The following is a 13,494-nucleotide window of genomic DNA, read 5'->3' as shown; positions in this document are numbered from 1 at the left end:
TCGGTGTCTGGGTCGTCTTCACGTCTCGGTCAGTTGCGAGAGTTGCGGTGGTCGGCTTCTGCGAGCGCGGCCAGGTACGCGTTGTACTCGCGCAGAGTGGCATCGTCATCGGCTACGCGGGCGGCGGTGGGTCGTTCGGGCAACAGACCGGTGGGGATCTCAGTGACAGCCTGCCGGTCCGACGGCTGCGGTGGTGCGTCTTCATACCGGACGAACTTGTAGTAGGCGTACACGCAGAATCCGGCGAACAGCGGCCACTGCAACGCGTAGCCCAGGTTCTGAAAACTGCCCGAGCTGGATTCGAAGCGCACCCACTGCCACCACGCCAACGCCAGGCAGCCAGCAGCTGCGGCGGTCACCAACAGGATGAGCGCCGGCCTCCTACGCCGCGTAGTGGACACCCTTCAACGGTACCGCGACATCGTTGGATGCGATGAACTCGTCCATCCTGGCGGTCGTGGCTGCGTGCTCGCCGACACTCACGCGCGACCTTCGGGACGCAGTGCGGCACGTCGAGGTTGGTACGATCGCCGTCACTGCGGGCGTGGCGAAATTGGTATACGCGCGGGCTTTAGGTGCCCGTGTTCGAAAGAACGTGTGGGTTCGAGTCCCACCGCCCGCACTCGATCACCGTGCCCCGTTCGGTTTCTCCACACCGAACGAGTGGCAGGGTGCGGTGGGGAGACCGGCCTGGTGATACCCATTGACCCGCAATGGGAGCAGTTCGTCGCCGTGCGACGCTGCCTCAGAACAGGTAGATCACGAACACTGCCGCGGTCAGCACGGCCAGCCACCCGTCGGTCGCCCGCCGCAGCCACCGGGGCGCGGTGCGGATCTCCTTGAAGTACTGCATGATCAGGCGGCTCTTCACCGCGGTCAACGCCAATACCAGCGCGGTGATCGCGGTGCTGGGTTCGACGGTTTCAGTGAAGTGCGCCGGGGCCAGCCACCACGTCCCGAGCGTGATCGCCACCAACAGTGCCCACGCCCAGGTGATCGCGCGCTGCGTGACGGGCCCGCGGCGGGATTCGGAAACTGTCGCCATTTTCACCTCAGTACATAGAGCAGGCCGAAGATGACGACCCAGAGCAGATCGACCATGTGCCAGTACACGGCACCGGATTCCACCATCGACACGCGGCGGCGACCGGGATTGCGCAGTTCGCGAATGACCACGCCCATCACAATCAACCCGAGCAGGACGTGAACCAGATGGACGCCAGTGATGACGTAGTAGAACGAATAGAACAGATCGGCGTTGGTGTGGCCTGCAGAGATCTTGGCGTACCACTCGGAGCACTTGAACACGATGAACAGGACGCCGCCCAGTCCGCCGGCGTAAACCATCTTGATGGCGTGTCGGTGATCCCCTGCTCGTGCGGACAGCACGCTGCGGGCCATGAACCAGGAGCTGGTCAACAGGATGACGGTGTTGACCACGCCGATATTGATGTCGAGGTGCTGCTGAGCGGCCATGAACTCCGCGGAGTTCATGGTCCGGTAGATCATGTAGACCACGAAGTAGCCGGCGAAGATCACCATGTCGCCGAGCACCATGACCCACATGTCCGTGTCGCCCGGGAGATGTCCGGCCAGTCTGCGCGGCGGCGGATTTGGTTTGTCGCGCGGGTCCGTAGACCGTGACGTCGGTTGTGTCATCAGAGTTTCCGCATCTCAGTCCACCGGTGGCGCATCGCTGGGTTCACGCTCGGCGGCCTTCTTCAGCAGCAGGATCAACGCACCGAGCCATATGGAGAACACCACCACCGACCACCAGAAGGCCAAGGAACCGTTCCAGGCGAAGGGGCCTGACTGGAAGACGAACATCTGAGTTGCGATCACTTCGGTGATGATCTGCCAGATGGTCACGTAGGCAAACCATTTCGGGAAGATCTCGTTCTTGTCGTACAAGATGGCGATGGCGAAAACCAGGTAGGCCGCCGAAAAGCAACCCAAAGATCCGTTGTACGAGAGCATCCCGAGGTCGTAGAGTAGGCTGACGATCTCCCGGTCGCGTTCGGGACGGAAGGTGGCGGTCAGAAAACACACCGCGACGAGCAAGAAGCCTGGCAATGCACCGACGCTCATCGCGCCAAGGTAACCGTAGGCGAACGCAGAGCCGACCGACATTCGCTTCATCTGGTAGGCGACCAGTCCGTTGGTCACCGCGGCTCCGCCGAGCAAGATCAGCAGCACAGTGAAGCCGATCTGGATGGTCAGTCCGTTGCTGACGAAGAACGACACCTTGTCCTGGGCGCTCACGTCGGGCCGCGGCGGCGGGGTGACGCGGGCCATGATGCAAATGATCACGCCGAAGGCGCCGTACCAGGCGGGGAAGAACCAGGTGACGAGACGAACGTCGGACCTGCCCGAGCCCGGCTGCTCATTCGTGGTCGAGGATCGTCCGGGCGTCAGGACGCTCATCCCGCCGCGATCCCGTCGTCACCGGCCTTGGCGATGACTCCGTCGGCTGCGGCCTCCTGTAGCACAGCCTTTCGGAGCACGAAAAACATCACCACCACAAATGCCGCGAACGCTACGTTGCGTAACCAGAAGGCCAGCAATCCATCCCAAGCCAGCGGTCCGGACTGCATGACTGCGGCACCTGCGGCGGGCACCATGGTCACAGCAGTGGCCAGCGAGTAATGCCCGACCCACCGCGGAAAGACCGCGCCGGGCCCGGTGTCCAGGTAGACGGCCAGCGCCAGCAGCAGGAACTGGGCAACCACCATGCCAACGGGTGCGATGAACACGATCCAGGCCAGGTCGTTGAGCAGCATCACAAGGTTCGGGTCGCGTTCGGGGCGGAAAGCTGCCACCAGAAAGAAGATGTTGGACAGGGCGAAGATGGTGGCGCCGCTGACCACAGCGGTCAGGTAGCAGTATGCCAGCACATGACTCTGACTCATCCGCTTCATTTGCGTCACGATCACCATGAAGAACGGCAGAATCAGAATCCCACACAGGTTGAACGTCACCTGGCTGAAGCGAATCCACGCGGTGTTCGCTTGGTAGAAGGTCGCCACCTCGTCGGCGCCCAGGAGCGGTGACATCGGCGGCCGGAAACCCGGGAAGGCCACCAGTGCGATCAACAGCACCAAACCGACCGCCGGGCCCGTCCACAGGCTGACCCACTGGGCTTTGATGTTGCCCGCCTTCGGTCCGTCCTGTACGGCTTCGAGGATCTGCACCTGCGCCTCCATTTGACTTGAGTCAGATCAAATCGCCGCAGCAACCATCGTTGAAGCTGCTCAATGTTGTCGATCAGACTGTCAATCAGCCACTTCGGGCTTGAACGCACGGTATCTGCTCCCTACCGAAAAGGAAAGTATTTCTGAGTGAAGTCAGTTTCATGGGTTAGAGTCGGTGCGCGGGCTGGGGCCCCACCGGCCGCAGAGGGACAACCATGGTTCTCAACGTGAAACCGCGACGTGTTCGAAAAGGACAGCAGACACGGGAGCGGTTGCTGGGAGCTGCGCTAGCTGAGTTCAAGCGTGACGGAATGGCGGCTGCCGACGTCGGCGCGATCGTGTCCGCGGCAGGCGTGGCCCACGGCACCTTCTTCTTTCATTTCCCGACCAAGGAGCACATCCTGGTCGAACTGGAGAAGCGGGAAGAGGAGCGGATGGCCGCCGAGTTGGCGCGGTTCGTCGCGGCTCCGCACGGCGTGGGTGACACGCTCGCCGAGGCTCTTCGGGTGCTCGTGAAGCTGGAACGTCGACTCGGTGTCCGGCTGTTCAAGGATTTTCTGGCGCTGCACTTCACCACCAAACGCCCGCCATCGGAGGAGTGGGCGACACACCCGTTCGTGACGGCGATGGTCGAGGAACTCCTGCGGGCGCAGGAGCGCGGCGAGATCCCGGCCGAGGTCGACGTGGTCCACGGCGGTGTGTCATTCCTCGTCGGTCTCTACGCGCTGTTGATCACAATGCCTGAGGACAAAGCGGCCCGTTCGGCCGCGTTGACCGAGTACCTGACGACCTACAGGTACGGCTTGAGGATCGCAGGAAGCTGATCCCTACATCGGCGCCTCGGCGACAGCGCGGTCGGTGGCTTCGGTTTTGAAGCAGAAGATGCTGGCCGTGAAACTGATCACCGCGGCCGAGCCTGCCAGGGCGGCGATCACCAGTTCAGACATGCCCCAGCTCGCCAGCGCGACCGCCAGCGCGATGACAGCAGACATCAGGAGAAACAACCCCGTCGTGGCGAGCGCCTCGTTGAACGGGTCGTCCGCATGCGGTGTGCCTTCTGTCATGGCCGAATTATTGCCCCACCGCGACGGTTGGCAAACATGCCGTAGCTCACCCGCTCGATTCGGTGACCCGGCGGCGATACGCCGACGGCGTTTCGCCACAAAACTGGGTGAACGCCCGGGTAAAGGAGCTGACGCTGTCGAATCCGACTGCGCCGGCAGTGTCGCCGACCGATTGCATCGGTGCGGCCAGCAACGCCATCGCGCGCAGCATACGGGCGTGCAGTAGATAGGTGCGCCACGGCAGTCCCAGGGTGTCGGCGAACAGGCGGCGCAGGGTGCGCTCGGATACCGACACCGCCCTGCTCACCTGCGCGCACGTGGCGGTCGCGAGGTGCTTTTTGGTGTAGGCCATCGCCGCAGCGACGATCGGGTGGTCGGCGGTGGGCAGGCTCAGCGGGGCCTCGTAGTCGAGGGCCTCGGTGACCAGCGCGGCCAGAGTTCGAAAGAACCCGTCGGAGATGTCGTCGCCGCGTGCTCGGTCGATGGGCCAGCGCAGACCGTAGACCATCATCTCCCGGATCAGCGGGGAGACCGCGAGGATTCGGGCGCGGTCACCGGCATCGTCGATGAGTGAACGGTCGAACATCACGGCCACTGTTTTCACGTCGGGGTTCATCACCGCCTGGTGTTCGAGGCCGGCAGGGATCCACGCCGCCTGCTGCGGCGGCAGCAGATAGTGCGCCGAATCGGTCTCCACCTCGACCACGCCGTGTAGGGCGTATTCGATCTGGTGTACGTCGTGTGAGTGCCATCCGGTGATCAGCGCGTCGCCCTCGTAGAGGTAGCTGCCACCCAGCGCACACCCTCCGCGTCGTAGGTCGATCACCCGCCGCGCGGCCGGCACGGCGAGTTTGGCCGACTCGGACAACTTTCTGTCCGAGAACGCAGAGGCGGTCATGTCTGGAGACGGTACTACTGAGGTATGAGCGCCGAACTGAGCACCGACGACCTGATCCTGGTGAGCATCGACGACCACGTCGTGGAACCGCCGGACATGTTCCTGCGCCATGTGCCGGCCAAATTCAAAGAGGAGGCACCGATCGTCGTCACCGATGACAAAGGCGTGGATCAGTGGATGTACCAGGGCCGCCCACAGGGTGTCAGCGGACTGAACGCCGTGGTTTCCTGGCCGGCCGAGGAGTGGGGCCGCGATCCGGCCGGGTTCGCCGAGATGCGGCCCGGTGTCTACGACGTGCACGAGCGGGTGCGCGACATGAACCGCAACGGCATCCTCGCCTCGATGTGCTTCCCGACCTTCACCGGCTTTTCCGCGCGACACCTCAACATGCACCGCGAGGAGAGCACCCTGGTCATGGTGTCGGCGTACAACGACTGGCACATCGACGAGTGGGCCGGGTCCTACCCTGACCGCTTCATTCCGATCGCGATCCTGCCCACTTGGAACCCCGAGGCCATGTGCGCGGAGATCCGCCGGGTCGCCGCCAAGGGCTGCCGTGCGGTCACCATGCCGGAACTACCGCACCTGGAAGGACTGCCGAGCTACTTCGACGAGGAGTACTGGGGCCCGGTTTTCCGGACCCTGTCGGAAGAGAACGTGGTGATGTGCCTGCACATCGGCACCGGATTCGGCGCGATCTCGATGGCCAAGGATGCGCCGATCGACAACTTGATCATCCTGGCCACTCAAGTGTCCGCGATGTGCGCCCAGGACCTGCTCTGGGGCCCGGCGATGCGCAACTACCCCGATCTGAAGTTCGCGTTTTCCGAGGGCGGCATCGGCTGGATACCGTTCTACCTGGATCGCTCCGACCGGCACTACACCAACCAGAAGTGGCTGCGCCGTGACTTCGGTGACAAGTTGCCCTCCGACGTGTTTCGGGAGCATTCGCTGGCCTGCTACGTCACCGACAAGACGTCGCTGAAGCTGCGGCACGAGATCGGTATCGACATCATCGCGTGGGAATGCGATTACCCGCATTCGGACTGCTTCTGGCCCGACGCTCCCGAACAGGTGCTCGCGGAGTTGACCGCCGCCGGCGCCGATGCCACCGACATCAACAAGATCACCTGGCAGAACGCGTGCAATTTCTTCACCTGGGACCCGTTCGCCCGTACCCCCAAAGCCAACGCGACCGTGGGTGCGTTGCGCGCCAAGGCCACTGATGTCGATACCTCGATCCGGCCGCGCGCCGAATGGGCGCGGCTGTACCGGGAAAAGCAGCTCGCCGGAGCCTGATTGCCGGCTCGCCGCTCAGCGCAGCCGGCGGCGCAACGCCATCAGCGCGTCCCGGACCGGCCGGCGTCTCGGCGCCAGGGCCGATCGGCGCTCGGCGTAGGGCCACGGTCGATTCCGTTCTGGAATAGATTGTGTCCGCAAGGATTTCAGCTGTGAACGCAGGAAGCTACGAAGCTCGTGGAGTTGCGGGTCGGTCCATCTGTTGTGCGCTTCGATGGGATCCTCGGTCAGATCGTAAAGCTCCCACTGGTCGTCAAGTGGAGTGCTGCGATAGCTCAGTCCTTGCGGGCCATCGGCAGCCAGTTGTCGTACCCCGGGTTCGGTCCACGTCGACGGGTCATCGAACGAACGCACCAGCTTCCACAGATGCCCACGGCCGCCTTCGGCGCAACCGTCGTCGACTCTATTTACCAACCCCTCGAAGTTGGCTCCGGTGTTGGCTGGAATCCGGATACGCAGTGCGCGTGGAACTCTCGCTGTCAACCGCATTGCGCGCGCGACCGCCGACGCGCCCGTGTCGCCTTCGAGCACGTTGTCGCGCGTCATCAGGTACACCGGGCGGTCATCGTCGGCCGGTGCGCCGTCGACCACCGGCATCAGGTTGTGTCCCACCAGCGGGTGTACTTCGGTGAAACGCTCTGCCAGCTGTCCGGCAACCGAACTGACATCGACTCGGGCCGCCGCCAGCAGCGTCGGCAGGAGGTCGACGTGGGATGTCGGTGCGCTCACGGTGCGCGCCGTTGTGGGATGGTTGCCAATCCGCGCAATGACGAATGGCACCCGGGTCGCTTCGTCGTAGAGGTTGAACCACTTCTGATGCAGACCGCCGTGGGCGCCGAGCAGATCACCGTGGTCAGCGGTGCGGACCAGTACGGTGTCGTCGGGTCCGCTACCGGAACCGCCCTCGGTGACTGCCCGCCGCACCCGATCGATCGGCGAGTCGACCTCGGCGTGCAGGCGGTAGTAGAGATCGCGGTAACGCTGGGCGCCGCGCCGATACGTTCGCTCGATGGCCCGAGCCGGACCGTAGCCGGAGTAGTACGCATCCCGGAAGGCCTGCTGTGCCGCGGGCTTGGTCGACAGGTCCTCTGCCGCGGTAGGGGCGGCTGGGACGGGGGGTGGGTCCAGCGGGGACGGTGTCAGTGGGCTGCGCCGCGACCATGCCGGAAACAGCACGATGTCGTGCGGGTTGACGAAGCTGGCCACTAACAGGAACGGTCGCAGCGCCGCCGGGTCACCGGCGCGCCGGCGCGCATACCGGTCATGTAGCCAGGACACCACGCGGTCGGCGATCAATGGGTCGCGCCGGATGCCGGCGTTCGACATCTTCGCACCGTGGGGTTCGGGTCCCACCCATCCCGAGAAGCCGTACGGGTCCAGCGGATCGGCTGCGAGGTAGCGCGCCACCGCGGCGGGGTTGATACGCCCGTCGTCATCGTTGGTGTCGAGGGATCTCCCGGTGGCGGGATCGATGAGGTCGGCATGGGAGATGTGCCACTTGCCGTCGTAGTAGGTGTCGTAGCCGGCGGCGCGGAACCAGTTACCCATGGTCGGCACTTCGCCCCGGCGCAGCCAGCGCAGCCGAGAGTCGTCGTGAGCCTTGCCGATTCCGTCGGTCTGGGTGACACCGTGCAGGTCGGGGTAGTGACCTGTGAAAATCGTCGGCCGGCTCGGCACGCAGGCCAGCGAGCCTGTGTAGTGGCGGGTGAAGCTGACACCGTGTTGATCGAACCATGCACGGCCCGAAAGGGTTTCGCCACGCCAGCGCTGCAGCTGCGCACCCTCGTAAGGCGGTGTCGCCCGCTCTTCATCGGTCATCACGATGACGAGGTCGGGACGTGTATCGGTCATGGGGTCCCTCCCCGGATTCCAGTCAGCACCGTGCGGGTAATCGTCTCGGCGCGCCGAGGGTCGAATGACCGCCCCTCGCTGAGGATGGCGTACACCACGCCGCCGACGATGGCATCGGCGCAATCGCGGACATCATCGGGGCTCAGCCCCGCGGCTTGGAGTCGGTTGCGCACGGTGTCGTGCAACGGAACGCTGAAACCCGCACGCAGACGCGCGGCGGTATCGGGATGCTCCATGCCCGCGGTGGTCAGCAAGCGCAGCATCGCGTTGCCGCGGGCGGTGGTCAGCGCTTTGGCCAGATCGGCGGCCCACGCACAGCAATCGGCGACGAGGTCGTCGGTATCGGCGATCGGGCGCAGGATGCGGTCGGCGTATTCGAGGATGACATCGGCGACAAGAGCATGTCTGCTGGGCCACCACCGGTAGATCGTCTGCTTGCCCACGCCTGCGCGAGCAGCCACCGCCTCGATACTGAGCTTGTCGAATCCCCGTTCCATCAGCATCTCGCGGGTGGCGCCGACGATCGCGAGCCGGGACTTCTCGCTGCGGCGCCGCGGCGTGGTGACGTCGGTGGTCATCGGTTGCGTCCTGTTCGTCGGTGGCTTTACACGCGAGGACATCGCCCCGTAGTCTCCCACACAACGAGACGGTGCGTCTCGCCAATGGCGAAAGGTGAGTGATGGCGACGAAGCTGGTGATCGGCGCCAGTGGATTTCTCGGGTCACATGTCGCCAAGCAGTTGGTCGTCCGTGGGGAAGACGACATACGTGTCCTGATCCGCTCCACGAGTTCGACCCGCGGCATCGACGGACTACCCGTGGAGGTGCACCACGGGGATGTCTTCGACACCGAGGCATTGCAGTCGGCAATGCAGGGCTGTGACGTCGTGTACCACTGTGTGGTCGATGCGCGACCGTGGCTACGCAACCCACAACCGCTGTGGCGCACCAACGTCGACGGCCTGCGCAATGTGCTCGACGTCGCTGTGCGGGCCCGGCTGTCGCGCTTCGTCTTCACCAGCACCATCGGAACCATCGGCCTGAGCTCGCACGGGCTGGCCGACGAGACCACAGCGCACAACTGGGGCGATGTCGGCGGCGACTACATCGCGTCGAGGGTGGCGGCGGAGCGGTTGGTGTTCGACTATGCCGGCCGCGGGTTACCGGGTGTGGCGATGTGTGTGGCCAATACCTATGGCCCGGGTGACTGGCTCCCGACACCGCACGGCGGCCTGCTGGCTGCCGCGGTGCGCGGCAAGCTGCCGTTCTACATCGACGGCTACCAGTCCGAGGTGGTCGGTATCGAGGACGCCGCTCGGGCGCTGCTCTTGGCCGGGCAGCGAGGGCGGCCGGGGGAGCGCTACATCGTCTCCGAGCGGTTCATGACCGCTCGGGAGATCTACCAGATCGGCTGTTCGGCCGTCGACGTCGCACCTCCGAAGCGCGCTGTCCCGATCCGGCTGATGTCGGCGTTGAGTCATGTCAACGATGCGGTGTCGCGGGTTCGCGGCACCGATACCAAGTTCACGCCCCTGAACATCCGACTGATGAACATCATGTCGCCGATGGATCACTCGAAGGCAGTGCGTGAGCTGGGCTGGCAGCCACAGCCGACGCCCGACGCGATCGCCGCCGCGGCCCGTTTCTTCCGCGATCGCCATCGCAGAACTGCATCTGAGAAGGTCGCCCCGTGAGCATCGCGCTGACGCCCGAGCAACAGCAACTCGCCGAGGCCGTGACTGCGTTCGCCGCTCGGCACGCGCCGATCGACGCCACCCGAGCAGCATTCGACTCGCTGGCCGCCGGTGAACTCCCTGAATGGTGGAATGCGTTCATCCAGAATGGTTTTCATGCTGTGCACCTGCCGGAGCGGGTGGGTGGCCAAGGCGGGACAATGGTCGACGCCGGCTGTGCACTGGAGGCGGCTGCGACGGCCCTGCTGCCCGGGCCGGTGTTGCAGACGGTGATCGCAGGTGCAGTTGTGATGCAGGCGGGCGACGGTGCGGTCGCTGCGGCGCTGCTGACCCGGCTTGCCGAAGGCGCGGCCGCGACTCTGGTTCTGCCGGTGCAGAACACCATTCGTGCCACCCCGGTGGACGGCGGATGGGAGTTGCGCGGCGTCTCGAGTGCGACGGTCGGGATCTGCTCGGCCCAGTTTGTCGTCGTAGCAGCCGCTGCGGAGCGTCAAACGGTGTGGTGTGTGGTCGACCCCGCGCAAGCCCACGTCAGCGTCGAAAAGCGGACGGGCACCGACAAGACGGTCGACGTCGGTGTCCTGCATCTCGATGGACACGTCGTGGGATCCGGTGCCGTACTGAACGACATCGACGAGGCGCGCGCCCGATCGATTGCGGTGGCTCTGACAGCGTGTTCGGCTGCCGGGACGGTGCGCTGGTGTCTGAACGCAGTCATCGACCATCTGCGCACCCGGGAGCAGTTCGGCAGGCCGATCGGCAGTTTCCAGGCGCTGCAGCACCAGGCGGCGATGTTGCTGGTCAATTGTGAACTCGCGACCGCTGCGGCATGGGACGCCGTGCGCGCGGTGTCGGAGTCGCCGGTGCAAAGCCAGATCGCGGCCGGCGCCGGCGCATTGATGGCCATCGCGCCGGCACCCGATCTGGTATTCGATGCGTTGACGATGTTCGGTGCTATCGGTTTCACCTGGGAGCACGACCTGCATCTGTACTGGCGCAAGGCCACCAGCATGGCTGCCTCGATCGGACCTGTCGGCAACGTCGCCCAGGAGCTCGGGTCTCTTACCCGTCGTCACAGTCGGGATGTGTCGGTGAAACTGGGTGACGTGGACGCCGAGTTCCGTGCCTGGGTGGCCGGCGTGCTCGACGAGGCGGCGACCCTGCGCAATGACCGGCCAGGCCGCCAGGGTGATTACCCGAATCTTGCCACCGGCCCACAACGGACGCTGCTGGCGCAGGCCGGTCTGATCGCGCCGCACTGGCCGAAGCCATGGGGTGTGGGTGCCACTCAAGTGCAGTTGCTGATCATCGACGAGGAGTTCGCCAAGCGGCCCGACTTGGTGCGGCCCTCCCTCAACATCGCCGAGTGGATACTGCCCGCGCTGATCACCTCGGCGTCCGAGCATCTGCAGCAGCGTTTCATCCCACCGACCCAGCGCGGCGATATGACCTGGTGCCAACTGTTCAGTGAGCCTGGCGCGGGTTCTGACCTGGCTTCGCTGACCACCCGGGCCACCAGGGTCGAGGGCGGATGGCGCATCAACGGTCACAAGATCTGGACCTCCTCAGCCCACGTTGCCGATTACGGGGCGCTGTTGGCGCGGACCGATCCCGATGCCGCCAAACACCGGGGCATCGGCTACTTCATCGTCGACATGGGCTCAGCAGGAGTTGAGCTGCGACCGATCCGTCAGGCCACCGGCGAAGCGCACTTCAACGAGGTGTTTCTCGATGACGTGTTCGTGCCCGACGAATTGCTGCTCGGTGGTCCTACCGATGGCTGGGGCCTGGCCATCGCGACGATGGCTCAGGAACGGGTGGCCATCAGCGGCTATGTCAACTTCGACCGGGCCCACATTCTGCGCACCCTGGCCGGGCAGGACCGCCCCGACCACGCGCGGGTGCTTGTCGCACTGGGCGAATCCGATGCCTATGCCAATGCCATCAAAGTGCTGGCGGTGCGCGAGGTCATGCGTCTGCTCGACGGGCAAGCGCCCGGTCCGACATCGAGTATCGCCAAGGTCGCTATGAACGTGATGCTGCGCCGGACGTTCACAGCCACCCTCGACCTCGCGGCCCCGGCAGCGCTGGTCGAAGACTCCGATCCGGTGGTCGTCGAACCCTATTTTCACCTTCCGGCCGAACTGATCGGTGGCGGTACCAAGGAGATTCAGCTCAACATCATCGCCCAGATGATCCTCGGGCTTCCCCGAGGGTGATCGACCGAACCGGACACCCCCGCGATCGGCGGACCATCGAAGGAAAGCGAGTGCCCATGGGATTGCGCGGCGAAGCGGCCATAGTCGGCTATGTCGAACTACCTCCGGAGCGACTCAACAAGTCGACTCCGGCGCCGTTCATGCTTGAGCAGTGGGCAGAACTCGGATCGGCGGCGCTCGCCGACGCCGGACTCCCCGGTGAGCGCGTCGACGGAATCGTCACCACACACCTCGACGAAAGTGAGATCTTCGTTCCGTCCACGGTGACCGAATACCTGGGTGTAAGAGCCAACTTCGCAGAATTGGTCGACCTGGGCGGCGCCAGCGCCGTCGGCATGGTCTGGCGGGCTGCGGCTGCAGTCGAGTTGGGTATCTGTGACGTTGTCTTATGCGCGATTCCGGCCCGCTACATCACGCCGACCTCAGACAAGAAGCCCCGATCGTTGTCCGACGCCGTATTCTTCGGGGCATCGAGCAACAGATTCGGCTCGCCGCAGGCCGAATTCGAGATTCCCTATGGCAACCTCGGCCAGAACGGGCCGTACGGTCAGGTCGCCCAGCGGTATGCCTCGGTCTACGGCTACGACGAACGCGCAATGGCCAAGCTGGTCGTCGATCAGCGCTTCAACGCCACGCACACCGAAGGCGCGATCTGGCAACACCAGCCGGTCACGATCGAGGATGTGCTGGCCAGCCCGGTCATCGCCGACCCGCTGCACATGCTGGAGATCGTGATGCCGTGTGTCGGCGGCGCAGCGGTGGTCGTCGCCAGCGCAGAGCTCGCGGCACGAGCGGCCAACCGGCCGGTGTGGATCAGGGGTTTCGGGGAACAGGTGCCGTTCAAGACCCCGACCTACGCCGAGGACCTGCTCAACACGCCGATCGCGCACGCAGCGGACATGGCGTTCTCGATGTCCGGCCTGACTCGCGATCAGATGGACATGGTGTCCATCTACGACTGCTACACCATCACCGTGTTGCTCAGCTTGGAGGATGCGGGTTTCTGCGAGAAGGGAAAGGGCATGGAGTTCCTTGCCTCTCACGACCTGACGTTTGGTGGAGACTTTCCGTTGAACACCGCCGGTGGACAGCTTGGGTTCGGGCAGGCAGGTAACGCCGGTGGCATGCACCACGTCTGTGATGCCACCCGGCAGATCATGGGGCGTGCGGGTTCTGCACAGGTGCGCGACTGCAATCGGGCATTCGTGTCCGGCAACGGCGGCATTCTCAGCGAGCAGACCACCCTGGTGCTGGAAGGAAGTTGACCGTGACCCCTGCG

The 13,494-nt window shown here is 64.6% G+C and carries 14 protein-coding genes and 1 tRNA gene; 6 read left to right on the top strand and 9 right to left on the bottom strand.

The genetic code is table 11. The annotated features are described in order from the left end of the window. Positions 1–29: 29 nt before the first annotated feature. Positions 30–401 carry a hypothetical protein gene (locus KXD98_RS18130; protein WP_260759737.1) on the bottom strand — a complete coding sequence of 124 codons (372 nt, stop codon included), beginning with the start codon at positions 399–401 and terminating at the stop codon, positions 30–32. A gap of 137 nt (positions 402–538) precedes the next feature. Here KXD98_RS18130 and KXD98_RS18125 point away from each other — a divergent pair. Then, positions 539–622: transfer RNA gene (locus KXD98_RS18125), tRNA-Leu, on the top strand. A gap of 123 nt (positions 623–745) precedes the next feature. On the opposite strand, the gene KXD98_RS18120 is transcribed toward KXD98_RS18125, so the two are convergent. From KXD98_RS18120 to KXD98_RS18105, 4 genes are all read right to left on the bottom strand, one after another. Beyond that, positions 746–1,045, bottom strand: coding sequence for a cytochrome C oxidase subunit IV family protein (locus KXD98_RS18120; protein WP_260759736.1), 300 nt, complete (start codon positions 1,043–1,045; stop codon positions 746–748). Positions 1,046–1,047: 2 nt separating this feature from the next. After that, entirely contained in the window at positions 1,048–1,566 is a 519-nt protein-coding gene (locus KXD98_RS18115; protein ID WP_260759735.1) for a cytochrome c oxidase subunit 3, read from the bottom strand. A 108-nt stretch (positions 1,567–1,674) separates the two neighbouring features. After that, on the bottom strand, positions 1,675–2,424 hold the full coding sequence (locus tag KXD98_RS18110; protein WP_260759734.1) for a hypothetical protein: 750 nt from the start codon (positions 2,422–2,424) through the stop codon (positions 1,675–1,677). Then, a complete protein-coding gene (locus KXD98_RS18105; protein WP_260759733.1) occupies positions 2,421–3,191 on the bottom strand; it encodes a hypothetical protein in 771 nt (256 codons plus the stop codon). The genes KXD98_RS18110 and KXD98_RS18105 overlap by 4 nt, the downstream gene beginning before the upstream one ends. A 215-nt stretch (positions 3,192–3,406) precedes the next feature. On the opposite strand from KXD98_RS18105, the gene KXD98_RS18100 reads away from it, so the two are divergent. Next, positions 3,407–4,015, top strand: coding sequence for a TetR/AcrR family transcriptional regulator (locus KXD98_RS18100; protein WP_260759732.1), 609 nt, complete (start codon positions 3,407–3,409; stop codon positions 4,013–4,015). A 3-nt stretch (positions 4,016–4,018) separates the two neighbouring features. Here KXD98_RS18100 and KXD98_RS18095 read toward each other — a convergent pair whose 3' ends face one another. Both KXD98_RS18095 and KXD98_RS18090 read right to left on the bottom strand, forming a co-directional pair. Beyond that, positions 4,019–4,255, bottom strand: a complete 237-nt coding sequence (locus tag KXD98_RS18095) for a hypothetical protein (RefSeq protein WP_260759731.1) — start codon at positions 4,253–4,255, stop codon at positions 4,019–4,021. 46 nt (positions 4,256–4,301) lie between these two features. After that, positions 4,302–5,153, bottom strand: a complete 852-nt coding sequence (locus KXD98_RS18090; RefSeq protein WP_260759730.1) for a helix-turn-helix transcriptional regulator — start codon at positions 5,151–5,153, stop codon at positions 4,302–4,304. Positions 5,154–5,189: 36 nt separating this feature from the next. Between KXD98_RS18090 and KXD98_RS18085 the strand changes: the two genes are divergently transcribed. Next, positions 5,190–6,452: an amidohydrolase family protein gene (locus tag KXD98_RS18085; protein ID WP_260765284.1), complete on the top strand. Its 1,263-nt coding sequence runs from the start codon at positions 5,190–5,192 to the stop codon at positions 6,450–6,452. A 15-nt stretch (positions 6,453–6,467) separates the two neighbouring features. Here KXD98_RS18085 and KXD98_RS18080 read toward each other — a convergent pair whose 3' ends face one another. Then, a complete protein-coding gene (locus KXD98_RS18080) occupies positions 6,468–8,303 on the bottom strand; it encodes a sulfatase-like hydrolase/transferase (protein ID WP_260759729.1) in 1,836 nt (611 codons plus the stop codon). Further along, positions 8,300–8,881 carry a TetR/AcrR family transcriptional regulator gene (locus KXD98_RS18075; RefSeq protein ID WP_260759728.1) on the bottom strand — a complete coding sequence of 194 codons (582 nt, stop codon included), beginning with the start codon at positions 8,879–8,881 and terminating at the stop codon, positions 8,300–8,302. The genes KXD98_RS18080 and KXD98_RS18075 overlap by 4 nt, the downstream gene beginning before the upstream one ends. A 101-nt stretch (positions 8,882–8,982) precedes the next feature. Between KXD98_RS18075 and KXD98_RS18070 the strand changes: the two genes are divergently transcribed. Genes KXD98_RS18070 through KXD98_RS18060 form a run of 3 tightly spaced genes read left to right on the top strand, consistent with a single transcriptional unit; the run spans position 8,983 to position 13,480 of the window. Further along, positions 8,983–9,996 (top strand): NAD-dependent epimerase/dehydratase family protein, encoded by a 1,014-nt coding sequence (locus KXD98_RS18070; RefSeq protein ID WP_260759727.1) that lies wholly within the window; start codon positions 8,983–8,985, stop codon positions 9,994–9,996. Next, positions 9,993–12,215: an acyl-CoA dehydrogenase gene (locus tag KXD98_RS18065; RefSeq protein WP_260759726.1), complete on the top strand. Its 2,223-nt coding sequence runs from the start codon at positions 9,993–9,995 to the stop codon at positions 12,213–12,215. The genes KXD98_RS18070 and KXD98_RS18065 overlap by 4 nt, the downstream gene beginning before the upstream one ends. A gap of 56 nt (positions 12,216–12,271) precedes the next feature. Further along, entirely contained in the window at positions 12,272–13,480 is a 1,209-nt protein-coding gene (locus tag KXD98_RS18060) for a thiolase family protein (protein ID WP_260765283.1), read from the top strand. Positions 13,481–13,494: the final 14 nt, after the last annotated feature.

The organism is Mycobacterium sp. SMC-4, assembly GCF_025263265.1.
In the GTDB taxonomy this organism is placed as follows: domain Bacteria; phylum Actinomycetota; class Actinomycetes; order Mycobacteriales; family Mycobacteriaceae; genus Mycobacterium.
The sequence above is the reverse complement of the archived record's forward strand: the minus strand, read 5'-3'. Positions and strand labels throughout refer to the sequence as shown.

Coding starts and splice junctions, on each gene's coding strand:
- KXD98_RS18120 (WP_260759736.1), bottom strand. CDS start 1,045: ATGGCGACAGTTTCCGAATCCCGCCGCGGGCCCGTCACGCAGCGCGCG.
- KXD98_RS18115 (WP_260759735.1), bottom strand. CDS start 1,566: ATGTGGGTCATGGTGCTCGGCGACATGGTGATCTTCGCCGGCTACTTC.
- KXD98_RS18110 (WP_260759734.1), bottom strand. CDS start 2,424: ATGAGCGTCCTGACGCCCGGACGATCCTCGACCACGAATGAGCAGCCG.
- KXD98_RS18100 (WP_260759732.1), top strand. CDS start 3,407: ATGGTTCTCAACGTGAAACCGCGACGTGTTCGAAAAGGACAGCAGACA.
- KXD98_RS18095 (WP_260759731.1), bottom strand. CDS start 4,255: ATGACAGAAGGCACACCGCATGCGGACGACCCGTTCAACGAGGCGCTC.
- KXD98_RS18090 (WP_260759730.1), bottom strand. CDS start 5,153: ATGACCGCCTCTGCGTTCTCGGACAGAAAGTTGTCCGAGTCGGCCAAA.
- KXD98_RS18080 (WP_260759729.1), bottom strand. CDS start 8,303: ATGACCGATACACGTCCCGACCTCGTCATCGTGATGACCGATGAAGAG.
- KXD98_RS18075 (WP_260759728.1), bottom strand. CDS start 8,881: ATGACCACCGACGTCACCACGCCGCGGCGCCGCAGCGAGAAGTCCCGG.
- KXD98_RS18070 (WP_260759727.1), top strand. CDS start 8,983: ATGGCGACGAAGCTGGTGATCGGCGCCAGTGGATTTCTCGGGTCACAT.
- KXD98_RS18060 (WP_260765283.1), top strand. CDS start 12,272: ATGGGATTGCGCGGCGAAGCGGCCATAGTCGGCTATGTCGAACTACCT.